This is a genomic window from Auraticoccus cholistanensis (genome assembly GCF_009742705.1).
In the GTDB taxonomy this organism is placed as follows: Bacteria; Actinomycetota; Actinomycetes; order Propionibacteriales; family Propionibacteriaceae; genus Auraticoccus; species Auraticoccus cholistanensis.
This window is the reverse complement of record NZ_WPCU01000003.1, coordinates 280,288-307,043: the sequence shown is the minus strand read 5'-3', so window position 1 is coordinate 307,043 and position 26,756 is coordinate 280,288. Positions and strand designations below refer to the sequence as shown.

The following is a 26,756-nucleotide window of genomic DNA, read 5'->3' as shown; positions in this document are numbered from 1 at the left end:
GGCTGACCGGGGACCGCGGCGTTGCTAGATTCGCCGCCATGCCCGACGTCGCCGTCCCCGCCCGCCGCCCCGCCCCGGGAGGCCGACCGTGAAGCAGGTGGTGTGCATCGGCGAGACGATGGCGCTCGTCACCCCGGTCGAGCCGGTGCCGCTGGAGCAGGCCGACCTCTGCCGCCTCGACATGGGCGGCGCGGAGTCGACGGTCGCGCTCTACCTGGCCGAGCTCGGCCGGCACGCCCGCTGGGTCAGCCGGCTCGGCGACGACCCGCTCGGCCGGCGCATCCTCAGCACGCTGGACGCCGGCGGCGTCGACACCGGCTGGGTCCGCACCGACCCAGGCGCCCCCACCGGGCTGTACCTGAAGGACCCGGCTCCCGGCGCGACGGCGGTGCACTACTACCGGGCGGGCTCGGCCGCCTCCCGGATGGGCCCGGACGACCTGGCCGCCCTGCCGCTGGAGGAGGCCGACGTGGTGCACCTGTCCGGCATCACCCCGGCGCTGTCGGCCAGCTGCGCCGACCTCGTCGAGGCCCTGGTGGCGCGGCTGGCGGGCACCTCCACCCTGGTGTCCTTCGACGTGAACTACCGACCCGGGCTGTGGCCGGTCGAGCAGGCCGGACCGGTGCTGCTGGAGCTGGCCCGCCGCTGCGACCTGGTGCTGGTGGGCCGCGACGAGGCCGAGACGCTGTGGGGTGCGGCCACCGCCGAGGACGTCCGCTCCCTGCTCCCCGACCCGGTCACCGTGGTGGTCAAGGACGGCCCCGTGGGCGCCACCGAGTTCGCCGGGGACACCGCCACCTTCCTGGAGGCCCCGACGGTCGAGGTGGTCGAACCGGTGGGCGCCGGGGACGCCTTCGCCGCCGGCTACCTCGACGGCCTGCTCGACGGCGCCGACCCCGCCGAGCGGCTGCGCCGCGGGCACCGGCTGGCCGCCCGCGCGCTGTCCAGCACCAGCGACTTCGCCCCCGCCCCGGCCGGCACGTGACCGGCCACGGACCCGACCCCGGAGGACCCGCGATGGAGGAGCTGAACCGCTGGTTCGACCAGCAGCTGTCGTCGATGCCGGTGATGGCGATCCTGCGCGGCTTCGGCCCCGAGCGCACCGTCGAGCTGGCGCGGACCGCCTGGTCCCTCGGCGTCACCTGCCTCGAGGTGCCCGTGCAGGGTGAGCACGACCTCGCCTCGCTGCGCGCCGCGGTGGCCGCCGGCCGCGAGGCCGGTCGGCTGGTGGGGGCCGGCACGGTCGTCAGCACCGGCCTGCTGGAGCAGGGCGTCGCGGCCGGCGCCGCGTTCACCGTCGCCCCGGGCCTGGACGCCGACGTGGTGGAGGCCAGCCGCCGCCTCGGCGTCCCGCACCTGCCCGGGGTGGCCACCGCCACCGAGGTGCAGCAGGCGATGTCCTCGGGGCTGCGCTGGCTCAAGGCCTTCCCCGCCGCCCAGCTGGGAGCGGGCTGGTTCTCGGCCATGCACGGCCCCTTCCCCGGCGCGCGGTTCGTGGCCACCGGCGGCATGGACGCCGACAACGCCGAGCGGTTCCTCGACGGCGGCGCCGAGGTGGTCGCGGTCGGCTCGGCGCTGGCCGACGAGCGCCAGCTCCGCCTGCTCGCCGAGCTCGTGGGGCGCCGCCGTACATTGGGCGCATGAGCCCGCAGACGCAGAAGCCCAAGGACAGCGACGACGACGACCGCACCCGCGACGAGGACGGTCAGGGCCAGATCTCCGACGGCCCCAACAGCCTGAGCACCCACGAGTCCAACCTGGGCGGCGCGGACGCCGTCCCCGACAAGACCACGGCCGCCTTCCGGGCCAACACCGAGGACTGAGCCCGCGAGGTCGACGGCAGCCGCGCGTCCACCGGGACGCGCGGTGCCTCCCTCCTGCTCCGGACCAGCCGACCGCCTCCGTCGCCGCGGCCCGGTCCGTCGCCGTGGCGCCGCGGGAAAAACCCGTTGCCCCGCCCGCGGCCCCGTCACTAGGTTCCCTGTCGTAGCCGCACGCAGCACGAGCACCTCGAGAGGAGGCCCCCAGTTGATGACAGACACCCCGGACGTGATCCGCGGCACCGAGCCGTGTGACGCCGCCATCCTGGCCGGCGCCTCCCGCCGTCAGCAGCGCTGACCCCGCCCGATCCCGGTCTCCGCCCGGAGACCTCGTCCGGGCCTGCCCACGGGCCCTCTCGACCTCCCACTCCTTGTGAAGGAACTGCCGTGTACGCACAGCTGCACACCTCTGTCCACCTGCCCGTCGACCTCACCTCTCCCTCCGACCTGGAGCGGAGCCGGCGCGCCGCCGAGCGGTACGCCCTCACCGAGCACCTGCGTGCCGGCCGCGGCCACCGCCTCCACGGCGCCCGCCTGCAGCTGGCCCGCTGGATCGCTCCCCGCGGTCTCGAGCTGACCGCACGCAGTGCCTGAGCGGCGCGCCGCCAGGACCACACCCCGCGGGCACGGTCCCGACCTCCCCGGTCGGCGACCGTGCCCGCTGCTCGTCCCACCCTCCGGCGCCGAGGTGCGGGCCCGCCCGCCGGACTGACAGCATCGAGCCATGACCGACCCGCTGGCTCCTCCCCACGTCCCCGTGCCCACCGCCGAGCAGCTGGCGTGGCAGGCGCTGGAGACCGGGATGTTCGTCCACTACGGGCTCAACACCTTCGCGGGTCTGGAGTGGAGCGACGGCACCCTGCCCGCCGCCAGCTTCGACCCTGCCGGCCTGGACGCGCGCGACTGGGTCAGCACCGCCGTCGCGATGGGGGCCCGCTACCTGGTGCTGACGGCCAAGCACCACGACGGCTTCTGCCTGTGGCCCACCGACACCACCGACTACTCCGTCCGCTCCAGCCCCTGGCGCGGCGGACGCGGCGACGTGGTCGAGGAGGTCGCCGCCGCCTGCCGCGAGGCGGGGATCGGGCTGGGTCTCTACCTCTCCCCCTGGGACCGCAACGCGGCCTGCTACCCCGACCCGGTCGCCTACAGCGCCTTCTACACCCGCCAGCTCACCGAGCTCTGCACCCGCTACGGCGACCTCGTCGAGCTCTGGTTCGACGGTGCCGGCTCCGAGGGCTACCGCTACGACTGGGACGCCATCATGGCCGTCGCCGACGAGCACCAGCCGCAGGCCATGGTGTTCAACATGGGCCGTCCCACCATCCGCTGGGTCGGCAACGAGGACGGGCTGGCCGCCGACCCCAACTCCTACGCGGTGGCCGGCACGAAGCTCAGCCAGTACACCGACGTCCGCGCCGAGCTGGGCGACGCCCTCTACCTGCCCCCGGAGTGCGACGTCTCGCTGCGCCGGGGGTGGTTCTGGCACCCCGACGACGAGCCCAAGACGCTGGAGCACCTGCTGGCCATCCACGAGCGGTCGGTGGGGCTGGGCGCCAACCTGCTGCTCAACGTGCCGCCCACCACCTCCGGCACCGTCGACCCGGCCGACGCCGCCCGCGTCGCGGAGTACGGCGCCGAGGTGGGGCGTCGCTACGGCCGTCCGGTGACCCTCACCCCCACCCGCGTCGACGGCCGCTGGCGGGCCGAGGCCCCGGCCCCCACCGCGGTCGACGTGGTCGAGCTGCGCGAGGACCTGACCCGCGGGCAGCGGGTGACCGGCTTCCGCGTCCTCGCCGGCGGGAGCGAGCTGGCCGCCGGGGCCAGCATCGGCCACCGCCGCCTCGTCCCCGTCCCCCGCAGCCGGCTCGAGGAGCTGGTGGTCGAGCTCGACGGCCCCGGGGCGGTGCTGGCCGGCGTGGCGCTGCACGACACCGGCGTCACCCGGCGCCCGCAGATCCCCGAGGGCTACACCGCCCCGACGGAGCGTCCCGATGACCACTGAGACCCCGCAGGCCCCGGTGCCGCTGGCGCAGCGCGTCACCGTGGTGCTGCTGACCTACAACTGCGCCCACCGCCTCGACGAGGTGCTCGACCACCTGCTCGCGCTCGGGGTGCCGCTGGTCGCCGTGGACAACGCCTCCGGCGACGGCACCGTCGACGTCCTCCGCCGCCGCGGCGTGGAGGTGCACCGGCTCCCCCGCAACATCGGCGCCGCCGCGCGCAACGTGGGGGTGGAGCTGGCCCGCACCCCCTACGTGGCCTGCTGCGACGACGACGGCTGGTACGAGCGCGAGGGGCTGGTGCTGGCCGCGGACCTGATGGACCGCCACCCGGTGCTGGCGGTCGTCAACGCCCGGATCCTGGTCGGTCCGGAGCAGCGGCTGGACCCCATCTCGGCGGTGATGGCCGACAGCCCGCTGCCGGACCGCCACGACCTCCCCGGCACGGTGCTGATGGGGTTCATGGCCGGCGCCGTGGTGGTGCGCCGGTCGGCCTACCTGCAGGTCGGCGGCTACGCCGAGCGGTTCTTCATCGGCGGGGAGGAGGAGACGCTGGCGCTGCCGCTGCTTCGCGCCGGCTGGCAGATGCGCTACGTGCCCGAGGTCGTGGTGCAGCACCGCCCGAGCCGGGCGAACGTCGACGCCGTCCGCCCCTACGGGATGCGCAACACGCTGTGGAACGCGTGGCTGCACCGCCCCCTCGGCAGCGCCCTGCGCTGGACCTGGTTCGTGCTGCGCGACCCGCGACGCCGCCCCGGCCGCTGGCGTGGGGTGCTGTGGGCGCTGCTCGGGATGCCGGCGGTGCTGCGCGACCGCTCGGTGATGCCGGCGCAGCTGGACGCCGACCTGCGGGTGCTGGACGAGGCCCACTACGCCACCCTGCGCCGGCCGCAGCGCGCCGAGGCGGCGCAGCGGGTCTAGCCGGCGACCCCGGCCCGCCAGTAGCCCATGAACGCGCAGCTGCGGCGGTCGAGGCCGCACCCGCGGACCAGGTGGCGCCGGATCCGGGCCACCGCGCCGGACTCCCCCGCCACCCAGACGTAGCGCTGCCCCGCCGCCTCCACCTCGTCCCACAGCACGTCCTCGACCTCGTCGGGGACGCTGCCGGGCCCGTCCACGACGGCGGTGCCGAGCTCGGACGTCCACTCCCGGACGGCCTGCTCGAGGGCCTCGCCGTGGGGGCGTCCGCCCCGCGCCAGCCAGGTCACCTGCACCCCGGGCGGCGCGGACAGCGGGAGGGCGTCGGCGATGCTCGGCACCTCCACCAGCACGCGGCCGACGACGTCGGCGGGCAGCTGCTCGACGATCCCGCAGATGGCGGGCACGGCCGTCTCGTCGCCGACCAGCACCACCTCCGAGGCCTCCCCGGGGTGCCAGCCCAGCCCGGCGCTCTCCGAGCCGGGGACGCCGGCGTCCGGACCCACGAGCAGCAGCGGGCTGCCCAGCGGGGCCTGCTGGGCGAAGGCGCTGGCCGGGCCCTCGGTGCCGTGGCAGGCGAAGTCGACGTCCACCTCCCGCAGCCCCGGCCGGACCGCCCGGGCGGTGTAGGTGCGCATCGCCGGACGCCGCTGCTCCGGCTCGGCCAGCCACCAGCCGTACCAGTCCTCCCCGGCGGAGCGGGCGGCGGCGAGCTGGTCCTCGTCGGCCAGCAGCAGCTTGATGCGCTGGTCCAGGCAGGTGCCGCCGAACTCGTCGAGGTCCTCGCCGGTGAAGGTGAGCCGGACGAAGGACGGGCTGAGCTGCTGCCGGGCGGCCAGCCTGACGGCGAACAGCCGGTAGGTGGCGGTGCGACGCGGACGTTCGGTCACGGTCATGTCTTCACTCTCATTCTCCAGAGCAACCACAGGAAGTAGGGGCAGCCGACCAGCGAGGCGGTGAGCCCGGCAGGCAGCTGGTCGGGGGCGATCACGGTCCGCCCGGCCGTGTCGGAGACGAGCACGAGCAGCCCGCCGAGCAGGGCCGACAGCGGCAGCAGCCGTCCGTGCCGGCGCCCGATCAGCAGCCGGGCGGCGTGCGGGGCGACCAGCCCCACGAAGGCGATCACGCCGATGGAGGCGGTGGCGGCCGCGGTCAGCACCACGGCGGCCAGCAGCACCAGCAGCCGGGCGCGCCCGGTGGCCACCCCCAGCACCCGCGGGGTGGTCTCGTCCAGCTGCAGCAGGTCGAGGTCGCGACGGCTGCCGGCCAGCGCCACGGCGGCCAGCACGAGGGCCACCAGCATGGGCACCGACTGCCAGAAGCCGACCCCGTAGGTGGACCCGCCGAGCCAGGTCAGCGCCTTGCTCTGGTTCCACGGGTCGGTGCGCACCAGCATCAGGGTGATCAGCGCCGACGTGCCGGCGCTCACCCCGATGCCGACGAGCACCATCCGGGCCTGGTCGACGCCGTCGCGGGCGGAGAACCCGAACACCAGCGCCCCGGCCAGCAGGGCGCCGAGCAGCGCGCCGACCAGCAGCGACCAGAAGCCGGGGTTGGGCAGCACCACCAGCATCAGCACGGCGGCCGCGCCGGCGCCGCCGGAGACGCCCAGGATGCCGGGGTCGGCCAGCGGGTTGCGGGTGACGCCCTGCACCACCGAGCCCGCCAGCGCCAGGCAGGCCCCGGCCAGCACCGCGGCCACCACCCGGGGCATCCGGGAGTCGAGGATGATGTCGACCCGGACCGAGGAGATGCCGCGGAGCCAGTTGAGGACGTCGCCGGCGAGCAGCAGGGCGTCGCCGAGCAGCGCCGAGCCCAGCACGGCGGCCAGCAGCAGCACGGCGCAGCCGCCGAGGAGCAGCCGCGGGTGCCGCAGCCCGAGCCGGGTGCCGGCCCGCATGGTGACCAGGCTGTCGGCGTCGATGCCGGTCCGCACCGTCTGCGCCAGCGCGACCATGAACACCGCCCCGATGACCGAGGTGACCACGCCGGTGGGCACGCTGACTCCCTCCAGCGACCCGAACAGGGCCCGCAGCAGGACGTCGGCGGTGAGCACCAGCGCCACCCCGGCCAGGCCGCTCACGGCCAGCAGCACGCGGTGCCGGCGCAGCGGTCGCACCCAGCGGACCAGCAGCCGCACCAGCACCGGCGCGGCGAGGCCGACGAAGCCGATCGGGCCGGCGGCCGTCACGGCCACGGCCGACAGCAGCACCGCCAGCACCACCATCACGGTCTGCGCCAGCCGGACGTTCAGCCCCAGCGCGCTGGCCGCGTCGTCGCCGAGCTGCAGCAGGTCGAGCCAGCGACCGAGCAGCAGCGCGAGCGCGAGCGCCAGCACCAGGGCGGGCAGCAGCCGCAGCACCCCGTCCAGCCCGGCCTGCCCGAGCGAGCCGGCACCCCAGGCGAACAGCCCCTGGGTCTGCCAGGGGAAGAGCAGCAGCAGCACCGAGGCGATGGCGTGGAAGCCCAGGGTGACCACCGAGCCGGCGAGCACCAGCCGGATCGCCGACGAGCCCGCCCCCGAGGCGAGCCCGAGCACCAGCGCCGCGGTCAGCAGCCCGCCGAGGAAGGCGACCGCCGCGCTGGACAGCAGCGGCAGCGTGACGCCGGCCGCGGCCACCACGGTGAGGGCGAGGTAGGCCCCGGCATTGACCGCCAGCGTGTCCGGCGAGGCCAGCGGGTTGCGGGCGACCGACTGCAGGACCGCCCCGGCCACCCCCAGGGCGAGGCCCACCGCGAGCCCGGCCACCAGCCGCGGCAGCCGGGAGGCGACGACCACGGCGGTGGTCTCGTCGGTGCCACGCCCGGTGACCAGCGCCAGCAGGTCCGCCGCGCCCACGTCGGCGCTGCCCTGGGTGACGTGCACGACCGCGACCACCACCAGCCAGCCCACCAGCCCGACGACCAGCGCGGTCATCGCCACCGACCCGCGGCGTCGCCGCACCGCGCCGGGGGTCTCCTCCGCGGGTGCCGCCGCGGGGGCGGGGCTGGTGGTGGTCATCGGCCTCAGGCGCCGATCTGGGTGGCGATGTCCTCGGCCAGCTGCGCCAGCGACGGGGTGCCGCCGTAGACCCAGATGCCGACCCCGGCCCGGTGCACGTGCCCGGCCTCGACGAAGGGCAGCTGCTGCCAGACAGCGTTGTCGGCCAGCACGCCCTCGACCGGGTCCTCCTCGCCCTCGTTGCCCCAGTACAGGAAGCGGGTGTCGTCCGGCAGCCGGGTGAGGCCCTCCACGTCGGCGGAGGAGAGCCCGTAGGCGGCGTCACCGGGCTCGGTCCAGGCGTCCTCGAGCCCGATCAGGCCGCCGACGACCGAGGGCGCGGAGCCCGGTCCGTGCATCCGGATCGAGATCGAGTTGGCCTCGGCGTAGGGGTAGGTGAACACCATCGGGGTGCCGGTCAGCCCGGCCGCGTCGACCCGGTCGGCCAGCTCGGCCATGCGGGCGTCGAAGTCGGCGGCCAGCTGCTCGGCCTCGGCCTCCTTGCCCAGCAGGGTGCCCACCAGCGCCTGGTTCTGCTTGACCAGCCCGACCAGGTCCTCGGTGTTCGCCCCGTCGAGGAGCACCACCGGGGCGATGCGCTCCATCTGGGCCATCGCCTCCTCCGGGACGGAGGTGAGGTCGCCCAGGATCAGGTCCGGCTCGAGCTGGGCCACGGAGTCGATGCTCGGCTCGGTGCGCACCCCGACGTCCTGCACGGTGTCGTCCAGCGGTGCGGCGCTGGCCCAGGAGCTGTAGCCCTCGACGTCGGAGGCGCCCACCGGCATCACGCCGAGGCTGGCGACGTACTCGGTGGAGGCCCACTCCAGCGTCACCACCCGGGTGGCGGGGCCGTCGAGGGTGACCTCGGTCCCCCGCCCGTCGGTGACGGTGATCGCGGCCTCGCCCGAGCCGGTCGACGGCGCGGCGTCGGTGACGGGCGCGTCGGTGGTGCCGCACGCGGTGAGGCTGAGGGCCGCTGCCAGGGCAGCGACCAGCGCGGTGCGCAGACGCATCGTGGTGTCCTTCTGTCGGGGCCGGTCACGCGACCGGCGTCGGGGACCCGGCCGCCCGTGGGCCGGGGAGAGCTGGTCAGACCGCGACGAGCGCGCGGTCGCCGTGGAGGCGGCCGGGACCGCGGCCGCGGGAGCGGGGGCGCACCTCGAGGTGGCCGTGCTCGGGGTCGCGGGCCACGGCGATGTCGATGCCGTAGACCTCGCTGAGGACGTCGGCGGTGAGCACGTCCTCGGGGGCGCCGCAGGCGACGACCCGGCCCTCGGCCAGCACGGCGATGACGTCGGCCACCCGGGCCGCGTGGTTCAGGTCGTGCAGGACGACCCCGATGGTGACGCCGTGGTCGTCGGCGAGGTCGCGCAGCAGGTCGAGCAGCTCGACCTGGTAGCGCAGGTCGAGGTGGTTGGTGGGCTCGTCGAGCATCAGCACCGCGGTGTCCTGGGCCAGGCAGCTGGCCAGCCAGACCCGCTGCAGCTGGCCGCCGGAGAGGGAGTCGACGTCCTCCTCCGCCAGCGCCGCCACACCGGTGAGGCCCATCGCCCGCTCCACCACGGCCGGGCCGTGCGGGTCGCGGGACCGCCAGCGGCCACGGTGCGGGTGGCGGCCGAGCTCGACGGCGTCGCGGACGGTGATGCCCTGCGGGGTGGGTCGGCTCTGGGCCAGCACCGTGAGCCGGCGGGCCAGCTCGCGCGAGGAGAGCGCGTCGACCTCGTGGTCGCCGACGCGCACCGTGCCCGCCGAGAGCCGCTGCAGCCGGGCGAGCCCACGCAGCAGGGTCGACTTGCCGCTGCCGTTGGGCCCGACCAGCGCCGTCACGCGGCCCGGTTCGAGCTGCAGCGAGACGTCGGAGACCACGTCGCCGTGGCCGTAGCCGATGCACACCCCGGCGCTGCTCAGCGCCACACCCCCGGAAAGGATCACCTAAGTAAGGTAAGCCGAACCTTGATCGTTGGCCAGCGGGTGTGACGAGCGTCTCGCGCGGTGGTCAGCGGCGGCGGCGGGTGCCGAACAGCCCGCGCAGGATCTCCCGGCCCGCGGTGCGGGCCATCTGGCGGACGAGGGTGTTGCGGCTGAGCTGCTCGAGCACCGACGGCTCGGGACGCGGCGCGCGCGGGCGTCCGGGCGCGCGCGGGGCCGCGCCGTCGGGGGCCGCCCGCCGCTGCGGGACGGCCACCGGCTCCGGCGCCTCCCGGGCGACCCGGGCGGCCAGCAGCTCTCGGGCGGACTCGCGGTCGACGGCCTGCCCGTAGCGGGCCATCAGCTCGGAGCGGGCGATGCCGGGCTGCAGCACCTCGGCCGGCACGCGACCCATCACCGAGCGGGGCGCGAAGACCCGCGTCCGGGCCACCGGGGTCGGGGCGCCGTCGGGGTCCATCACCGTCACCACCGCCTCACCGATGGCCAGCGACTGCAGCACCTGCGCCAGGTCGTAGGCCGACTGCGGGTAGGTGGCCACCGTCTGGCGCAGCGCCTTCGCCTCGTCGGGGGTGTGTGCACGCACTTGGTGCTGCACCCGCGAGCCCAGCTGGGCCAGCACCTCCTCCGGCAGGTCGCGCGGGGACTGGGTGACGAAGAAGACGCCCACCCCCTTGGAGCGGATCAGCCGCACCGTCTGGGCCACGGAGGTGAGGAAGGCGGGTGAGGCGTCGCTGAACAGCAGGTGCGCCTCGTCGAAGAAGAACACCAGCTCCGGGCGGTCGCGGTCGCCGACCTCGGGCAGCGTCTCGAAGAGCTCGGCCAGCAACCACATCAGGAAGGTCGAGAACAGCTGCGGGCGGTCCTGCAGCTCGGGCAGCTCCAGCAGCGAGATGACGCCGGCGCCGTCGACGGTGCGCCGGGTCAGGTCGGCCAGGTCCAGCTCGGGCTCCCCGAAGAACACCTCCGCCCCCTGCGCGGCGAGCGCGCTGATCTTGCGCAGGATCACGCCGACCGAGGCGCTGGACAGCCCGCCGAGGGCCGCCAGCTGCTCCTTCCCCTCGTCGCTGGTCAGGTGCTGCAGCACCGCCCGGAGGTCGGCGAGGTCGACCAGCGGCAGCCCGGTGGTGTCGGCCCAGTGGAAGACCAGCACCAGCGAGGACTCCTGGGTCTCGTTGAGGTCGAGCACCTTGGCCAGCAGCAGCGGCCCGAAGGAGGTGACGGTGGCCCGCACCGGCACCCCGACCCCGACGCCGCCGAGGGCCAGGAACTCCACCGGGCTGGCGGCCGGGCTCCACCGCTGGCCGAGCCGGGACGTCCGCGCCAGCAGCTTCTCCGACCCGGTCGCCGGGATCGCCAGCCCGGACAGGTCGCCCTTGATGTCGGGGGCGAACACGGGCACGCCGGCGGCCGAGACCTGCTCGGCCAGCACCTGCAGGGTGACGGTCTTGCCGGTCCCCGTCGCACCGCAGACCAGCCCGTGGCGGTTGAGCATGGCCAGCGGGAGGCCGATCCGCACGTCGGGGAACGGCTCGTCCCCGACCGCCAGCACACCGAGCTCGACCACCGGCCCGTCGAAGGTGTAGCCGGCGCGCACCGCGGCGGTGTAGCCGGCGCGCACCGCGGCGACGTCGTCGGCGGGCGGCGTGCTCGGCCCAGGCTCCATGCGCACAGCGTGGCACAGCGGCGCCGCTCCCCGGCGGGGGCGGGGCGAAATCGTTACGACGCCGTGCGCGGAGCCGTGGAGGGCCAGCCACTACAGTGGCCGCGTGATCTTCAAGCGAGTCGGCGACGTCCGTCCCTACCCGGATCACGGCTATGCCCAGAAGCAGTGGGCGGCGATCGCGCCCCACCAGGTGCGCCTGGACCAGCTGGTCACCACCAAGCGGACCCTGGACCTGGAGGCCCTGCTGGAGGAGGACTCGACCTTCTACGGCGACCTCTTCGCCCACGTCGTCTCCTGGCGGGGCGAGCTGTACCTGGAGGACGGGCTGCACCGTGCGCTGCGCGCGGCGTTGCAGCAGCGCCAGACCATGCACGCCAGGGTGCTGGAGCTCAGCTAGGACCACCAGTCGCGCCCACCCGCCCGGGGTGGTGCCGGACACGGCCCCGGGCGGGGCGGAAGGCGAGGAGCATCGATGCAGGGAGCAGAGCTGTGGCGGGTCCTGAGGACCCCGCTGACGCTGCTGGTCCTGCTGGGCATCCTCGCCTTCGGCGCCTACTGGGGCTACACCAACGTGATGAAGCCGCCGCCGCCTCCTCCGGTGGAGCCCTGCGTGCCCCAGGAGGTCGGTGAGCAGCTGGAGTCGAGCCAGGTCAGCGTCCGGGTGTTCAACGGCGGGGCCGAGCGGGGCAAGGCGGCCGAGGTCGGCCAGGCCCTGGAGGCGGCCGGGTTCGTCGTGGAGTCGGTCGGCAACACCGACGAGCCGGTCACCGTGACCACCGTGGTGGGTGTCAGCGCCGACGACCCGGCCGTGCGGCTGACGCTGGAGCACTTCAAGAAGGCCGAGGCCCGTCCCGACAACCGGCCCGACGGGATCGTGGACGTGCTGATCGGCTCGGCCTACGCCGGCATGCACGGGGACGCCCCCGAGGCGATCGAGCTGGAGACGGAGTCGGTCTGCCTGCCGGCCAGCTCCAGCCCCAGCCCGGCCGGCTGAGCCCGCCCCCCGCCGGCCGCGCTAGGGCTGGTCCCCGCCGGACTCGTTCCACCACTTGGCCAGCCGGCCGCGCCGGCCCACCGCGCGCAGCCGCCGCTCCACCGTCGCCGACAGCCCGGCGGGGGCGACGACCAGCAGCTCGTCGCCGGAGCGGAGCCGCTCCCGCCCGCTGGGGGCGAACATCTGCTCGCCCCGGATGACCAGCGAGACGACGACGTTCCGCGGCAGCCGCAGCTCGGAGACCATCACCCCGTGCAGCTGGGACTCGACCGGGATGCGGATCTGCAGCAGGCTGGCCGAGACCTTGTCCAGCGGCGCGGACTCCACCTCCACGTCGGCGAGCAGCCCCCGGTCGAGACCGAGCTGGCGCGCCGCCCAGGGCAGCGTCGGGGCCTGCACCAGGGTGAACACGACGACGAACACCAGCACCACGTCGAAGAGGAAGTCCGCCCCCGGCACCCCCTCCGACAGCGGGATGGTGGCCAGCACGATCGGCACCGCGCCGCGCAGCCCGGCCCAGGACATGAAGGCGATGTGGTGCACCGGCACCCGGAACCACAGGGCACAGGCCAGCACCGACAGCGGGCGGGCCACCACGGTCAGGAAGACGCCCACGGCGAGCGCGACCAGGACCACCCGCCAGCTCAGCCGCGAGGGGTAGGCCAGCAGGCCCAGCATGACGAACAGCCCGATCTGGGAGATCCAGCCGACCCCCTCCACGAAGGAACGGGTGGCCGAGCGGTGCGGCAGGGCGCTGTTGCCGAGCAGCAGCGCGCACACGTAGACGGCGGCGAACCCGCTGGTGTGGGCGACGGCCGCCACCCCGTAGGCCAGCACGGCCCAGCCCACGGTGGCCAGCGGGTACAGCCCGGACGCCGGCAGCGCGACCCGGCGCAGCACCTGCGCGCCGAGCCAGCCGACGCCGCCGCCGATCAGCACCCCGCCGACCAGCTCGGCGACGATCAGCCCCACCAGCCCCAGCACGCCGCCGGAGGGCTCGTGCCCGAGCGCGGCCGCGCTGGCGAGGGCCACCAGCAGCACGGTGGGGGCGTCGTTGAGCCCGGACTCGGCCTCCAGGGTGCCCCGCAGCCGCTCGGGCAGCGGCACCCGGCGCAGCACCGCGAAGACGGCGGCGGCGTCGGTCGGCGAGCAGACGGCGCCGAGCAGCACGGCGATCCAGGGCGGCAGCCCCAGCACGTAGTGGGCGAACAGCGCGGTGACCCCGAGGCTGATCCCGGTGCCGACGGTGGCCAGCAGCCCGGCCACCCTGACGCTGTCGCGGATGGCGCCCCAGCGGGTGGTCAGCCCGCCCTCGGCCAGGATCAGCACCAGCGCGCCGAAGCCGAGCGCGTGGGCCAGGTCGGGGTCGTCGAACTGGACGCCGAGCCCGGCCTCCCCCAGCACCATGCCCAGGCCGAGGAACAGCAGCAGCGCGGGCAGCCCCAGCGACGACCCCAGCCGGGCGGCCATGATCGAGACCAGCAGGACGGCCGAGCCCACCAGCAGGAGGCCGTCGAGGTCGATCATGGCGCGATTCTTCCAGTGCCGTGTTGCAGCCGCGCGTCGGCGACCACGGCCACCCGCGCGGTGCCGGCGGGCTCCGCGTCCCGGGAGGCCGGGGGGTCAGGGGAGGAAGTCGTTGGTGACCGCCTGCGACCAGTCCACCTCGCCCTCCAGCAGGTCCGCCTCGGCCATGAACTGCGCCATCCGCTCCCACTGCTGCAGGTCGTGGCGCCCGGAGGCGTCGCCGAGCAGCGGGATGGTGGCGGCCAGGGTCGCCTCGGCGTCGCGGCGGGCGCTGGCGGTCAGCCCGGGGATGTAGTCCCCGCTCAGCTCGACCGCTCCGGCCGGGTCCTCGACCACCGAGCGGATGCCGCGCAGCGAGGCCGCCACGAAGGCCCGCACCGCGTCGGGCTGCTGCTGGGTCAGCGCCCGGGTGGTGTTGATGGCGATGCTGGCCAGGGCGGCGTCCTCGGGCAGCGTGATGGTGCGCACCGGGGTGCCCGCCGCGGTGAGCCGGACCGCCTCGTTGTTGAGGTAGCCCATCACCCCGTCCACCGCGCCCGTGGTCAGCGCGGCCTGCTGGGTGAAGCCGATGTAGTCGATGGTCAGGTCCTCCGGCGTCAGACCGGCACCGGCCAGGATGGCGAGCAGCGCGAACCAGTTGCCGCCGTAGGGCCCGGGCGTGCCGACCGTCCGGCCGCGCAGGTCGGCCGCGGTCTGGATGTCGGAGTCCGCCGGCACGATGAGGGCCACCGGGTAGGTCTGGTACACGCGGGCGACCGACACCAGCTCCGACCCGGCCGAGCACGCCTGCAGCAGCTCGTCCCCGCTGGCCACGAGCAGGTCCTCCTGGCCCTGCTCGAGGGCTCCGAACAGCGACTCGGAGCCGCCGTGGTGGCGCAGCGTGACGTCCAGCCCGGCCTCGCGGTAGAAGCCGTGGGCGTCGGCGGCGTAGAAGGGCGCGAACTGGATGTCGGGGATGTAGCTGAAGCCGAGGGTCAGCGGGATGGCACCGGGGCTGGCCGCCGGCTGCTCCGGCTGCTGCCCGCCGCAGGCGGCGAGGCCGGCCCCGAGCAGGCCGGCACCTGCGGCGAGCAGGGTCCGCCGGGTCAGCGCGGAGGCGGGGGCAGCGGGTGTCATGAGTTCTCCCATCGTCGTTCGAGCAGTCGGACCAGGGCGTAGGCCGCCGTGGCCAGGGCGCAGAGCACGAGCAGCGTGGCGAAGAGGCCGGCGGTGTCGGAGCGGTCGCGCTGGGCCACCAGCAGCAGCCCCAGCCCCTCCCCGCCCATCACGAACTCCCCCACCACCGCGCCGGTGACGGCGAGGGTCACCCCGTTGCGCAGCCCCGACAGCACGGCCGGCAACGCCAGCGGACCCTCGATGTGGCGCAGCAGCCGCCAGCCGCTGGCCCCGTCGACCCGGGCGGCGGCCACCACCTCGGGGTCGAGGGTGCGCAGCCCCAGGGTGGTGGCGATGACGATCGGGAAGAACACCAGCAGCGCGCAGAGCACTGCGATGGACGGCAGCCCGTAGCCGATCCACAGCACCAGCAGCGGGGCCAGCGCGATGGCCGGCACCGCCTGCGAGGCCGCGACGTAGGGCTCGAGCGCTGCGGCGAACCAGCGGCCGTGCACCAGCACCCAGGCCAGCGGCAGCCCGACCGCTCCCCCCAGCACGGCCCCGAGGCCGGCGGCGCTGAAGGTGGCGGCGACGGCGGGCAGCAGGTCGCCGGTGGCGGCCAGCTCGACCAGGGTGGCCACGACGTCGGCCGGGGGCGGCAGCACGATCCGCGTCACCGTCCCGGTCGCGGTCACCGCCCACCACACCAGCACCAGCACCACGCCGAGCACCAGGGCCGGCAGCGGCCCGGAGCCGGCGACCACCGCGGGCAGCGCGGCCCGGCGCGCGCGGGCACGCCGGCGCAGGGCGCCACTGGCAGCGGGTTCAGCCACGTCCGTCCTCCCGGGTCACGACGCACGGGTCCCCGGGGACGGCGGCGCGCGGGTGCGCACCGCCGGGAGCGGACGGCCGCACGGCCGCCCACCACGTGTCTCTTCCCATCCGGACTCTCACCGTCGGTCCCGGAGTTCCACCAGGTCAACCGCTCGGCGCGCCAGGCGCCTCCCGGGTCGCGGACTGTCACCGCCGGTTCGGACTTGCACCGACCCCAGAGCACGTACGTGTTGTGCGCCGCCGAGCATACGCCGTCGCCGCGCCCAGCACGGACCTGCTCAGAGCGGGGGGCCGGCCTACTCAGGGGCGCCGGCCCCACGCTCTGAGCAGGTCCTGGTCGGCGGTCCAGACCGGATCGGCTGTCGAAAGGGTTCGACGCAGGGCGTTGACAGGGTTCCGCAGCCGCTGCCACGGTGGCTCCACGCGGACGTCACCCCCGGCGTCCGTGGGCACTCACCACGACGGAGTGGGAGGTGGACCGTGGCACGGTTATCGCGTCGACGGCTGCTCGGGCTCGCCTCGGCGGGCACGGCGGCCCTGGCGGCGGGTGGTCTCAGCGGCTGCGGCTCGGAGGTCTCGCTCTCCAGCGACCCGCACGAGCTGGTGCTCTGGCTGTGGAACCGCTCGGCCAGCCCGGAGCTGCTGGCGGAGTCGGCCCGGGGCATCCCGGGCACGGACTTCCGGCTCCGGGCCGACTACATCGGGACGACCTTCGACACCAAGCTGCGCACCAGCCTGGCGGCCGGGGCCTACATCCCCGACCTGACCAACATCAACTCCAACAACTCGCTCTACTTCCCCGCCGAGGACCAGTTCCTGGACCTGTACGAGCTCGGTGCGGCGGAGCTGGAGCGGGACTTCTACCCGTGGAAGTGGAGCCTGGGCGAGACCCCCACCGGCCGGTTCTGCTTCTTCCCGCTCGACATCGGCCCCACCGGCTTCTTCTACCGGCAGGACATCTTCGAGCGCGCCGGGCTGCCGTCCGAGCCCGACGAGGTGTCCGCGGCGACCCGCACCTGGGACGAGTGGATCGAGCTCGGCGAGAAGCTGCGCCGCGACGCCGACGCCGGCATGGTGCAGACGGCCGCCCAGCTGTTCAACCAGTTCCTCAACGCCTCGCCCGAGCGCTACTTCGACACCGCCGACCGCCCGCTCTACGAGCAGGAGGGCAGCGCCGTCCGGCAGGCCTGGGATCTCGCCGTCCGGGCGGTGCAGACCGGGGTGGTCACCGGGGCCTCGAGCACCACCGACCAGAACGCGGCCTGGGTGAGCGGGCGCACCGCCGGCCAGGTCGAGGGGGCCTGGTGGAGCGAGATCGTGGTCGACACCGCGCCGGAGACGGCGGGCAGCTGGCGGATCGCGCAGCAGCCCGGCCCACCCGGCAACAGCGGCGGCTCCTTCGTCGCGGTCCCCCGCACCTGCAAGAACCCGGAGGCCGCGTTCGCCTGGATCCGCTGGGCGCAGTCCCCGCAGATGCAGGCCAGGACGTTCAACGACGTCCAGCTCTTCCCCTCCACCCCGGAGTCCTTCGAGCTGGGCGTGATGGAGAGCAGCGACTTCTTCGGCGACCAGGACCCGCTGGAGTTCTTCTCCGAGGCGGCCCAGACCGTCCCCACCACCTTCATCAGCACCCACGAGAGCAAGGTCGGCGCCTTCCGCACCGAGCTCGGGCTGGTGTCCAACGGCAGCAAGGAGCCCGAGCGGGCCTGGGAGGACGCCGTCACCGAGGTCAACCGCGTGCTGCGCAAGCGAGGAGTGCTCTGATGGCCGCCACCACGACCGCCACCGTCCCGGCCACCCGCAGCGCGGCCGCGCCCGTCCGCAGGCGACGCCGGCTGCTGAGCTACTGGCCACAGTACGTGGCGATCGCGCCGTTCTACCTGCTGTTCCTGGCCTTCGGGCTGTTCCCGATCCTGTTCTCCATCTACCTCTCGTTCAACGAGTGGGACGGCGTCGGGGAGATGACCTTCGTCGGCCTGGGCCAGTACCAGTACCTGGTGGCGGACCCGCGGTTCTGGAACGCGGTGTCGAACACCTTCATCATCTGGATCGGCTCGACGGTGCCGATGCTGTTCCTGGCGCTGCTGCTGGCCTTCCTGCTGCACCAGAGCATCCGCTTCAAGGGCGCCTACCGGGTGGCCTTCTTCCTGCCGAACGTCACCTCGATGGTGGCCATGGCGATCGTGTTCGGCTCGGTCTTCTCCGACTCGTTCGGGCTGGCCAACGGCTTCCTGCGCTGGCTCGGCTCGCAGGAGATCGGCTGGCTGACCGAGAGCTGGGCGATCAAGCTGACCCTGGTCCTGATGGTGATCTGGCGCTGGACCGGCTACAACGCGATCATCTACCTCGCCGGGCTGCAGGCCATCCCCACCGAGCTCTACGACGCGGCCAAGGTGGACGGCGCCAGCACCTGGCGGATCTTCACCTCCGTGACCGTGCCCATGCTGCGCCCAGTCATCCTGTTCACGGTCATCACCTCCACCATCGGCGGGCTCAGCCTGTTCACCGAGCCGCAGGTGCTGCTGGCCAACTCCGGCGGCAACGAGAACAGCGGCGGCCCGGGCGAGGCGGGGATGACGATCGTGCTCTACCAGTACAACCAGGCCTTCACCCAGTTCGACTTCGGCTACGGCTCGGCGATCGCCTGGGCGCTGTTCCTCATCGCCGCGGTCTTCTCGATCATCAACTGGCGGCTGGTCCGCGAGCGTGAGGGCCTGGCCGACCGACGGACCCGGAGGGCGGGACGATGAGCGGCACGATCCTGGACACCACGCCCCGGCTGGGCGACCCCGGCCAGCAGCGCGCCGACCGCAGCGCCGTCCGGCGCAGCCTCGCCGGCCGGATCGCGATCCACGTCGGCCTGGCGCTGACCGCGCTCATCTCGGTCTTCCCCTTCTACTGGCTGGTGGCGATGGCCACCCAGTCCACGGCGGAGATCTTCGGCTACCCCACCCGGCTGCTGCCCGGCGACCAGTTCGGGGTGAACGTGGCCAACCTGCTCGACAGCGTCGACCTGCTGGGGGCGCTGCTCAACACCATCTTCGTGGCCCTGGCCTCCGCGGTGCTGGTGATGTTCTTCGACTCCCTGGCCGCCTTCGCCTTCGCCAAGTTCGACTTCCCCGGCAAGGACGTGCTGTTCGTGCTGCTGCTGGCCACCTTCCTGGTGCCGGGCAGCCTGTCGCTCGTGCCGAGCTTCATCCTGATGTCCTGGCTGGGCTGGGTCGGCGGGTTCGAGGCGCTCATCGTGCCGGGGATGGCCAACGCCTTCGGCATCTTCCTGCTGCGCCAGTTCGCGGCCGCCTCGATCCCGGACTCCCTGGTGGAGGCGGCCCGCATCGACGGGGCCGGCTTCTTCCGGACGTACGTCCACGTCGCCCTGCCGATGCTGCGCGGCGGGCTGGCGTTCCTGGGCATCTTCACCTTCGTGGCCCAGTGGAACGACTACGTCTGGCCGCTGATCGTGATGGTGGACCCCCAGCGGCAGGTGCTGCAGACCGCGCTGCAGTCGCTGAACGCCATCTACAACACCGACTACGGGATGGTCATGGCCGGGGCGCTGATCAGCGTGGTGCCGCTCATCGTCGTCTTCCTGGTGGGCGCCCGGCACTTCATCTCCAACATCGCCGCCGGCGCGCTGAAGGGGTGACGTCCCCCGTCGAGCGGCCCGGCCGTCAGCGGCCCTGCGTCAGCGGTACGGCCGTCAGCGGTACGGCGGCGCGGGAGGGCGGTACGGCGGGGCGGGCGGCCGGTACGGCGCGGCGGGCGGGACTCCCCACCGCGGTGCCGGCGGCTGCGGCGGGTAGGGCCGGGCCAGCCAGCCGCCGTACGGGGGCGGCGGGTCGTGGGGGGTGGCCTGGCGACGGGCCAGGTCGGTGACGTAGACGGTGCTGAAGCAGCTGACGAAGGGCTGCACCAGCACGGTCGCGACGCCGGGCAGCAGGTACCCGATCAGGCTCGAGGCCACCGTCACGGCCAGCAGCCTCGCCAGCGACTGCTCGTCGAGCCCGGGACCGTCGAGGTTCGACAGCGTCACGAACAGGCTGGTGTAGGTGCTGGCCAGGCTGACCACGTAGGCGATCACGCAGGCGATCCAGATCACCATGGCCGGTCCGACCGCACCGACGATCGCGTAGCCGAGCGTCCGCCAGAAGTGGCCGCGGGTCAGCCCCCAGGCGCGGCCGACCGCCGCCATCCCGCCGTGCCGCTCCAGGGCGGTCACCACGGTGAAGGGGTAGAGCCGGCCCGTGAGCCAGAAGACGCCGACGTAGTAGGCCACGTACAGCAGCATGGTGGCCCCGATCGCCACCCCGAACGCGACCCGGTCGCCGTCGCCGGCCGCGGCGACCGCGAGCGGGACGGCGAGCACCACGACGCCGAGCAGACCGCCGGCGAGGAGCAGCAGGAAGTAGGGCAGCACCCGTCCCCAGTAGCCGCGGGTGTCGCGCCACAGGTCGCCGAGGCGGGGACGCCGCCCGTCGAGGGTGTGCCGCACCAGCACCACCCGCATCGCCTCCGCGCGCATCGCCAGCAGCGCGACGACGGCGACCAGCAGCAGGAGCACCGCGCCGAGCACCACCAGGGGCCCGGCGTAGCCGTCGCCCGTCGGGGCCGCGACGCGGCTGAGCAGCAGGACGGCCACGCCGACCCAGAGCAGCAGGGCGACGGCACCGATCAGCAGCGCCAGCGCGGAGACGAGCACGTGCAGGCCGTACCGGGCCCGCATCGCCTGCCACGCCGTGGACATCACCTCGCCGAGCCCCAGGGGGCGCTCCGGCGCCGCTGCGACCATCCCGGACTGCTGCACGCTCATGGCCGAAGGGTGCCAGCCGACGGTCTCACCCCGCGGCCTCCCCGGCGCTGGCCTCCCGCTGGCGCCCTGGCAGACCCGGCCGGGAACGGACGAACCCGCCCCGGGGATCCGGGACGGGTTCGTTCAGCGGTGGCGGCGGGATTTGAACCCGCGGTGGGGGTGAACCCACACGCGCTTTCGAGGCGCGCTCTTTAGGCCGCTCAGACACACCACCGCGGACGAGGGTACATCCGCCGCCACCCGGGTGGCCAATCCGCGTCCCTCAGCGGTGCGGGGCGAAGAAGTCGCGCAGCACGGCGGCGCACTCCTCGGCCATGAAGCCCGACACCACCTCGGGGCGGTGGTTGAGCCGGGGGTCGCGCAGGACGTCGAACAGCGAGGAGACGGCACCGGCCTTGGGGTCGAAGGCGCCGAAGACGACCCGGTCCACCCGCGCGTTGACCGCGGCACCCGCGCACATGGCGCAGGGCTCGAGGGTGACCACCAGGGTGTGGCCCTCCAGCCGCCACTCCCCCACCACCTCCGCCGCCCTGCGCAGCGCGAGCACCTCGGCGTGGGCGGTCGGGTCGCCGGTCAGCTCGCGCTCGTTCCCGGCCGCGGAGACGACCTCGCCGCGGGCGTCCAGCACCACCGCGCCGATGGGGACGTCACCGTGCCCGGCCACCCGCGTCGCCTCGGCGAGGGCGAGCCGCATCGGCTGGCGCCAACCCGGCACGGCTCAGGAGAAGCTGGCGTCGACGACCCGCCGCACCTGCGGGCCCACGTGGATCCGCTCGGCGATGTCGAGCAGCAGCTGGTCGCTGGACTCGTCCAGCTGGTCGCAGATCCGGCTCAGCTCGAACTGGCTGAGGCCCTGGTCGGCCAGCATGCCGAGGTCGCCGAGGGGGACGGGCTCCTCGTCCTCGTCGGGGTCGGGCAGCTCCTCGGCGCCGAGGAAGTCCGCCACGTCGCGGGCGATCGGCCAGTCGTAGGCGGCGGCGGCGTCGGAGAGCAGCACCTGCACGGTCGCGCCGCGCACCCGCGCCAGCACGAAGACCTCCTCGTTGAGCGAGACCATGCCGATCGCGCCGTTGTCGCCCGGCATCCGGCGCAGCTGGGTGATGAGCTCGTCCAGGTCGTTGGCCACCTCGATCGGCAGCGCCTGCGCCACCACGGCGCCGTCCTCCCGGTAGACCGCCACGGTGAGGTCGATCTCGTCCTCGGTGGCGTCCTCGAGGTCGTCCTCGTCCTCGTCCTCGTCGTCATCGTCCTCGTCGTCGAGGTCGTCGTCGTCCGTGTCGTCCTCGTCGGCGACCTCGTCGTCCTCGAAGTCGATGTCGTCGGCCACCATGCCCCGGGCCTCTCCGGACGCGCGGTACCGCTCGGAGAGATCGAGGCTGTCCATGTCGTCCTCGTGGTCTCCCACAGTGCCTCCTCGACAACGTTCGGCGGGCCGCCCGGCACGCACGCGCCCATGGTGTCAGATGCCCTCGGGCCAGCACACCCGGTAAGCCGGGGTCCGGACCGGTCTCGACCTCCGGTGGAGGTCCGGGCCCGGCTCACGGCGAGCTGCCCGGGCGGGCGGCGAGCCCGCCGACGTCCTCGGGCCGGCCGGGGGTCGTGCCGGTGCGTCAGCGACGGCGGCCGTGACCGGTCAGGGGCCGCCGGAGGCCGCGCGTCAGGACGAGCGCCAGCCCGGCGGCCACCAGCAGCGGTCCGGCGACCAGGGCCGGCCAGGGCACTGCGCTGCCGGTGCCGGGCAGGCTGCCGTCCTGGCCCGGCAACCCGCCGGACGGCGGGCGGGGCGCATCCGGCCCCGGCCCGTCCGGCCCGGGCGCATCCGGCCCGGGCACGTCCGGGATCGGCGTGGTCGGCGGTGCCGGCGCCGGTGTGGGTGTGGGCGTCGGTGTGGGTGTGGGCGTGGGCGTGGGCGTCGGCACCACCTCGACCGTGACCTGGTCCCGGTCGGAGACGTCGCAGCGCCCGGCGACGGGGGCGTCGCCGCCGTCGGGCGTCCCGTCGCCGCAGAGGGGCGCACCGTCTGGGTCGGTGGGCGTGCCGGCGACGGTCACCACGTTGGTGGTCGTCTCGTCGATCGTGGTGGTGCAGGTGAAGACCCAGGTCTCGTCCGCCGCGTCCTCGAAGATGCTCCTCGGGGTGTCGAGCAGGCCGTCGCCGTCGGTGTCTCCGCTGACGTAGGCCACCGGGGAGCAGGTGTCGTCCACGACCCGGTCGGACACACCGGACAAGGGGACGTCACCGGTGTTGCGCACCCGGTAGGTGTAGGTGACCGCGGTGCCGGGCTCCACGCGGTCACGGTCCACCGACTTCTCCACCTCGATCGCGGGGCGGAACGGCTGGACGAACTCGGAGTCGGAGTCGGACACCGGCAGCTGCAGGTCGTACTGCGTGCCGCCGAGGGCCTCGACGACGGCGGTGTCCGTCGTGGGTTCGGTGATCACCGACCTGCACTCGTACCGCCACGTCTCGGCGGGTTCGCGCTCGAGGTACGCGTCCTGGTTCCCGCCCATCTTGGCGACCAGCGTCGGGCTCTGGCAGCTCGGGGCCGCCGGGTCGGACACGTCCACCAGCTCGACCTCGGCCAGCAGGTCGTCGGCGGCGACCGGGCTGGTGCCCACGTTGGTGACGTCGAAGCGGTAGCCCACCTCCGTACCGGCCGGGACGAGCGAGGCGCTGACGGTCTTCATCAGGCGGATGGCCGGGTCGATCACCCGGACCTGCGCGGTGGCGGAGTCGGCGTAGGTGTTGCCCAGGGGGTCCGAGGCGACGACGCGGGCGGTGTTGGTGTCGACGGTCTCCGGCTCGGCCGGCGCCGCCACCGATCGGGTGCAGGAGTAGGTCCAGGTCTCCGGCGAGCCGCTGTTCGCGCCGTCGAGCAGCCCGTTCCGGGGCCGGCGGTCACCGCCGGTGTAGGTCAGGTCGGGGCACTTGTCGTCGACCAGGGCGAGGACGTCGAGCCCGACGTCGCCGGTGTTGGTCACGCTGAACGTGTAGGTGACCTCACCGCCGTCGCGGACCACGTCGGTGGAGGCGGTCTTGGTCAGCCGCAGCCCCGGCTCGATCACGGTGACCTGCTCGCGGTCCGTGTCGGTGACCGGGTCCCCGGTCTGCCCGGGGTCGTCGGGCAGGAACGGTGTCCCGACCGCCGTGGCGGTGTTCTGCACGAGTCCGGAGATCGCGCTGTCCGGCGGCAGCGGGGGCCGGTTGCCCTGCTCGCGCTGCAGGGTCGTGGAGCAGGTGTAGGTCCAGGTCTCGTCGACGTCGAGGACCTGGTCCTCGTCCTCGTCACCGGTGAGGAGGAGGACCTCAGGACACAGGTCGTCGGTGAGGGCGACGTCGGCGAGGGGGACCGTGCCGGTGTTCGTCACCTCGTACTGGTAGTCCGCGGTGCGGGGCTCGGGGGTGTCGGGTCCGGCCACCGGTTGCGCGTCCGGGTCGAGGACGGGGTCGACGAGGGCCAGCTTCGTCACCTCGATGCCCGGCTCGACGACGCGGACCAGCGCCTGCGCCGTCCTGGTCAGCGGCTCTCCGGCCGGGTCGCCGTCGACGACCGGCTGGGCCTCGATGGTGGCGGTGTTCAGGACCTCCTCCTCGACGACCGCCGTGCAGGAGAACTGCCAGGACTCGCCCGGGTTCAGCAGGTCGTCACCGTTGACGTCACCGGCGTTGGAGTCGCCGTCGAGGACCTGCTCGACCGGTCGGCACCGGTCGTCGACGACCCAGCCGGTCCCGCCCGTGTCGTTGCGCAGATCGGCGTCACCGTCGTTGGTCGCGGTGTAGGTGTAGGTCACCTCCGTACCGGGGAGCACCAGGTCCCGGCTCACGTCCTTGGTGAGGACCAGTCCCGGGGAGAAGACCACGACCTGGGCGAGGTCGGTGTCGGTCACCACCGGGTTGCGCCCCTCGAAGGGGGCCCCGTCCGCCGCGGGGTTGAGCGGTGTACCGGTGACGGTCGCGGTGTTGATGACCGACTCCTGCGGGGCCGCCGTGCAGGAGTAGGTCCACGTCTCCCCCACGTCGAGGACGTCGTCGCCGTCGCCGGGGGCGTCGGCGCCCCTGGTCGGGTCCTCGCAGGGGGGCGTGTCGTCCACCAGGCTCACCGACCCGAGCGGGGTGTTGCCCGTGTTGGTGGCGGCGTAGGTGTAGTCCACCTCGGTCCCCGCGGTCACCGTCGTCGCGTCGGCGCCCTCGACGAGCTTGGTGAGCTGGACCGCGGGGAAGAACAGGTCCACGTCGTCGTCTGCCTCGTCGGTGACCACCCGGCCGTCGGGAGCGAGCCCGACCACGTCGGCGGTGTTCACGACGTTCACGGGCCCGTCCGGTCGCCGTGAGGCGCGGGCCTCACGGTCGCAGCTGAACTGCCACTCCTCGCCGGGGTCGAGCAGCAGGTTCTGGTTGCTGTCGCCCACGTTGGGGCCGTCGCTGGGGACGGGCGTGACCGGTGCACACCGGTCGTCGACCACCGCGACCCGGTCCAGCGGCGTGTTGCCGGGGTTCGTCACTGCGTAGGCCGACCGCACCTGCGACGGTGGCGTGAGGTCGCCGCGCACCTCGGTGGGGGTGTTCACCTTGGTGATCGCGATCTCGGGTGCGTAGTCGTAGGAGTTGTACACCGAGCAGGTGACGATCTCGTCACCGATGGGCGCCAGGCTGAAGCCCGCCCTCCCTCCGGTCGTGGAGAGCTCACCGGTGATCACCCGGGTGTTGCCGTCGGCGTCCTTGGCCTCGCAGCGGAAGTCGTCGTCGGCGCCCGGACGGCCGGGGACGTACCCGTCCTCGACCGTCTCCTCCACCCGGGCGCTCGACGTCGACTCGGCGGGGTCCGGCTCCCACTGGAACTGGGCGAAGCCGTCCGCGTCGGTGGTCAGGCTCGCCGACGCTCCGGTGGCGTCCGTGGGCAGGATCCAGTCGAAGCGCCCGCCCTCGACCGTCGGTGTGACCGTGATGTCCCAGCCCGGGCGCGGCGCGTAGCTCGCGTCGTCGGCGGTCTGGGCGAACTTGCGGATGGTCAGCGACGGTGAGCACAGCTCCAGCACCAGGCTCCGGACGGCGTCGGCCAGGTCGGCGAAGTCGCGGATGAGGGCGACGTCGGTGGTCTCGACGTCGAACCCGGCGGTGCTGTTCGCCACCTGCGGACCAGCCACCTGCACCAGCCGGTCGACGCTGGCCTGGTTCTGCAGGGCGTTGCCGACGCCGAGCGCGAGCACCCGGGCACCCTCGCCCTTCACACCGTTCGCCGCCTCCACGGCACGGTCGAGGGTGGTGGCCGCCGCGGCCTGGGACCCGTCGGTACCCACGGCGACGTCCGGAGGTGGCCCCGCGCTGAACGGGTCCCCCGGCCGGTCGAAGTCGTAGGCCGTCGGGTCGCCGTCGGTCAGGAAGACGACCAGGTCCCCCGGGTCGGACTGCGTCAGGTCCAGCGCCTGGTCCCAGTTGGTGTACTGGGTGTAGCTGTTCGCGTCGGCGAAGCTCCCCGCCGACGTGGTGCTGCCGCGGACGTACCTCTTGATCTCGACGTCGGACGGCCGCGGCGGCAGCGGGTTGTAGTAGCGGGCGACGGACCGGCCGAAGACGGCGTCGCCGGCCAGGCTCTCACCGGTCACCAGGCCACGCGGCGCCAGCTCCTCGGCGGTGCTGGCGAACTGGATGACGCGCGCCGTCGACCCCGTGTCGGCGAGGGCGTCGAGGAAGGACCCTGCGGCGTCACGGACCTGCTCGACGGCCCTCGACGACTGCACCGACCCCGACGCGTCCAGCACCAGCGTGATGTCGATGCCGCAGGCCCTGCTGATGGTCGGGTTCGGCGACGGCGTGGCGGCGGCAGCCGTCCTGGCCGGTCCGGTGGCGACGGCGGCGAGCGCCACCAGCAGCGTCACCAGAGCCAGGTGCAGGCAGCGCGACCCCGCCAGCGGCACCGCGCTGCCGCGGCCGTCGGACGACCGGGCGCGGCCGCGGACCTCGGGAGCCCGGCGCGCACCGGGAGTGAGTTCAGGCATGACGTCCTTCCGGGACGCAGCCCTGGCCCGTCACCGCGACCGTCGGCAGAGCCAGAGGGCAGGGGGTGGTGCAAGAACTGTAAGCGGGGAGGAAGTTCGATGTAACCCCCGGACGAGCTCCGTCCGTCCTCGGCGCACCCGGCGTCGCCGGGAACGCGAGCCGCGCGGGCGCCGACCCCTGACCCGG

At 74.1% G+C, this 26,756-nt stretch carries 23 protein-coding genes, 1 tRNA gene and 1 riboswitch; of the genes, 11 read left to right on the top strand and 13 right to left on the bottom strand.

The genetic code is table 11. The features are described 5' to 3' along the window. The first annotated feature begins 88 nt into the window (after nucleotides 1-88). The 6 genes from GC722_RS02420 (at nucleotide 89) to GC722_RS02395 (ending at nucleotide 4,744) form a co-directional block, all read left to right on the top strand. Nucleotides 89-985: a sugar kinase gene (locus GC722_RS02420; RefSeq protein WP_197429703.1), complete on the top strand. Its 897-nt coding sequence runs from the start codon at nucleotides 89-91 to the stop codon at nucleotides 983-985. 32 nt (nucleotides 986-1,017) lie between these two features. Next, on the top strand, nucleotides 1,018-1,644 hold the full coding sequence (locus GC722_RS02415; RefSeq protein WP_156607541.1) for a bifunctional 4-hydroxy-2-oxoglutarate aldolase/2-dehydro-3-deoxy-phosphogluconate aldolase: 627 nt from the start codon (nucleotides 1,018-1,020) through the stop codon (nucleotides 1,642-1,644). After that, complete coding sequence (locus tag GC722_RS02410) at nucleotides 1,641-1,823, top strand: hypothetical protein (protein WP_156607539.1); 183 nt, start codon at nucleotides 1,641-1,643, stop codon at nucleotides 1,821-1,823. Before GC722_RS02415 ends, GC722_RS02410 begins: the two co-directional genes overlap by 4 nt. Before the next feature lie 384 nt (nucleotides 1,824-2,207). Then, a complete protein-coding gene (locus tag GC722_RS02405; protein WP_156607536.1) occupies nucleotides 2,208-2,414 on the top strand; it encodes a hypothetical protein in 207 nt (68 codons plus the stop codon). Nucleotides 2,415-2,544: 130 nt separating this feature from the next. Continuing rightward, nucleotides 2,545-3,825, top strand: coding sequence for an alpha-L-fucosidase (locus GC722_RS02400; protein WP_156607534.1), 1,281 nt, complete (start codon nucleotides 2,545-2,547; stop codon nucleotides 3,823-3,825). Continuing rightward, the gene (locus GC722_RS02395; protein WP_156607532.1) at nucleotides 3,815-4,744 is read left to right on the top strand and encodes a glycosyltransferase family 2 protein; all 930 of its coding nucleotides are present in this window, start codon (nucleotides 3,815-3,817) and stop codon (nucleotides 4,742-4,744) included. The genes GC722_RS02400 and GC722_RS02395 overlap by 11 nt, the downstream gene beginning before the upstream one ends. Here GC722_RS02395 and GC722_RS02390 read toward each other — a convergent pair. From GC722_RS02390 to GC722_RS02370, 5 genes are all read right to left on the bottom strand, one after another. After that, the gene (locus GC722_RS02390; protein WP_156607531.1) at nucleotides 4,741-5,637 is read right to left on the bottom strand and encodes a siderophore-interacting protein; all 897 of its coding nucleotides are present in this window, start codon (nucleotides 5,635-5,637) and stop codon (nucleotides 4,741-4,743) included. The two genes, GC722_RS02395 and GC722_RS02390, sit on opposite strands and share 4 nt — an antisense overlap. Next, nucleotides 5,634-7,742: an iron ABC transporter permease gene (locus tag GC722_RS02385; protein ID WP_156607530.1), complete on the bottom strand. Its 2,109-nt coding sequence runs from the start codon at nucleotides 7,740-7,742 to the stop codon at nucleotides 5,634-5,636. The genes GC722_RS02390 and GC722_RS02385 overlap by 4 nt, the downstream gene beginning before the upstream one ends. A 5-nt stretch (nucleotides 7,743-7,747) precedes the next feature. Next, nucleotides 7,748-8,734, bottom strand: coding sequence for an ABC transporter substrate-binding protein (locus tag GC722_RS02380; protein ID WP_156607529.1), 987 nt, complete (start codon nucleotides 8,732-8,734; stop codon nucleotides 7,748-7,750). A gap of 76 nt (nucleotides 8,735-8,810) precedes the next feature. After that, on the bottom strand, nucleotides 8,811-9,653 hold the full coding sequence (locus GC722_RS02375; RefSeq protein WP_331714312.1) for an ABC transporter ATP-binding protein: 843 nt from the start codon (nucleotides 9,651-9,653) through the stop codon (nucleotides 8,811-8,813). Between the two features lie 64 nt (nucleotides 9,654-9,717). Then, nucleotides 9,718-11,313, bottom strand: coding sequence for a helicase HerA-like domain-containing protein (locus GC722_RS02370; RefSeq protein WP_156607528.1), 1,596 nt, complete (start codon nucleotides 11,311-11,313; stop codon nucleotides 9,718-9,720). Between the two features lie 103 nt (nucleotides 11,314-11,416). On the opposite strand from GC722_RS02370, the gene GC722_RS02365 reads away from it, so the two are divergent. Together GC722_RS02365 and GC722_RS02360 are read left to right on the top strand one after the other, a co-directional pair. Further along, a complete protein-coding gene (locus GC722_RS02365) occupies nucleotides 11,417-11,710 on the top strand; it encodes a type II toxin-antitoxin system VapB family antitoxin (protein ID WP_331714311.1) in 294 nt (97 codons plus the stop codon). 75 nt (nucleotides 11,711-11,785) lie between these two features. Further along, nucleotides 11,786-12,307: a LytR C-terminal domain-containing protein gene (locus GC722_RS02360; RefSeq protein WP_156607527.1), complete on the top strand. Its 522-nt coding sequence runs from the start codon at nucleotides 11,786-11,788 to the stop codon at nucleotides 12,305-12,307. Between the two features lie 21 nt (nucleotides 12,308-12,328). On the opposite strand, the gene GC722_RS02355 is transcribed toward GC722_RS02360, so the two are convergent. The 3 genes from GC722_RS02355 to GC722_RS02345 form a co-directional block, all read right to left on the bottom strand. Next, nucleotides 12,329-13,834 carry a potassium/proton antiporter gene (locus tag GC722_RS02355; protein ID WP_156607526.1) on the bottom strand — a complete coding sequence of 502 codons (1,506 nt, stop codon included), beginning with the start codon at nucleotides 13,832-13,834 and terminating at the stop codon, nucleotides 12,329-12,331. 96 nt (nucleotides 13,835-13,930) lie between these two features. Then, nucleotides 13,931-14,950, bottom strand: a complete 1,020-nt coding sequence (locus GC722_RS02350) for an ABC transporter substrate-binding protein (RefSeq protein WP_197429702.1) — start codon at nucleotides 14,948-14,950, stop codon at nucleotides 13,931-13,933. Next, nucleotides 14,947-15,762 (bottom strand): ABC transporter permease, encoded by an 816-nt coding sequence (locus GC722_RS02345; protein WP_331714310.1) that lies wholly within the window; start codon nucleotides 15,760-15,762, stop codon nucleotides 14,947-14,949. The genes GC722_RS02350 and GC722_RS02345 overlap by 4 nt, the downstream gene beginning before the upstream one ends. Before the next feature lie 92 nt (nucleotides 15,763-15,854). Further along, nucleotides 15,855-15,989: riboswitch (FMN riboswitch) on the bottom strand. 254 nt (nucleotides 15,990-16,243) lie between these two features. Between GC722_RS02345 and GC722_RS02340 the strand changes: the two genes are divergently transcribed. The 3 genes from GC722_RS02340 to GC722_RS02330 are packed head-to-tail and all read left to right on the top strand — an operon-like array spanning nucleotide 16,244 to nucleotide 19,409. Then, the gene (locus GC722_RS02340; protein WP_197429701.1) at nucleotides 16,244-17,527 is read left to right on the top strand and encodes an ABC transporter substrate-binding protein; all 1,284 of its coding nucleotides are present in this window, start codon (nucleotides 16,244-16,246) and stop codon (nucleotides 17,525-17,527) included. Further along, nucleotides 17,527-18,513 carry a carbohydrate ABC transporter permease gene (locus GC722_RS02335; protein WP_156607524.1) on the top strand — a complete coding sequence of 329 codons (987 nt, stop codon included), beginning with the start codon at nucleotides 17,527-17,529 and terminating at the stop codon, nucleotides 18,511-18,513. Before GC722_RS02340 ends, GC722_RS02335 begins: the two co-directional genes overlap by 1 nt. Then, on the top strand, nucleotides 18,510-19,409 hold the full coding sequence (locus GC722_RS02330) for a carbohydrate ABC transporter permease (protein ID WP_156607523.1): 900 nt from the start codon (nucleotides 18,510-18,512) through the stop codon (nucleotides 19,407-19,409). The genes GC722_RS02335 and GC722_RS02330 overlap by 4 nt, the downstream gene beginning before the upstream one ends. A 54-nt stretch (nucleotides 19,410-19,463) precedes the next feature. On the opposite strand, the gene GC722_RS02325 is transcribed toward GC722_RS02330, so the two are convergent. From GC722_RS02325 to GC722_RS02305, 5 genes are all read right to left on the bottom strand, one after another. After that, nucleotides 19,464-20,573, bottom strand: a complete 1,110-nt coding sequence (locus GC722_RS02325) for a DUF7544 domain-containing protein (protein ID WP_156607522.1) — start codon at nucleotides 20,571-20,573, stop codon at nucleotides 19,464-19,466. Between the two features lie 127 nt (nucleotides 20,574-20,700). Beyond that, nucleotides 20,701-20,787: transfer RNA gene (locus tag GC722_RS02320), tRNA-Ser, on the bottom strand. A gap of 48 nt (nucleotides 20,788-20,835) precedes the next feature. Then, complete coding sequence (gene tadA / locus GC722_RS02315) at nucleotides 20,836-21,267, bottom strand: tRNA adenosine(34) deaminase TadA (RefSeq protein ID WP_156607727.1); 432 nt, start codon at nucleotides 21,265-21,267, stop codon at nucleotides 20,836-20,838. A 24-nt stretch (nucleotides 21,268-21,291) separates the two neighbouring features. Next, complete coding sequence (locus GC722_RS02310) at nucleotides 21,292-21,903, bottom strand: tRNA adenosine deaminase-associated protein (RefSeq protein WP_156607725.1); 612 nt, start codon at nucleotides 21,901-21,903, stop codon at nucleotides 21,292-21,294. A 280-nt stretch (nucleotides 21,904-22,183) separates the two neighbouring features. Next, a complete protein-coding gene (locus GC722_RS02305) occupies nucleotides 22,184-26,569 on the bottom strand; it encodes a DUF7507 domain-containing protein (RefSeq protein WP_156607521.1) in 4,386 nt (1,461 codons plus the stop codon). Nucleotides 26,570-26,756: the final 187 nt, after the last annotated feature.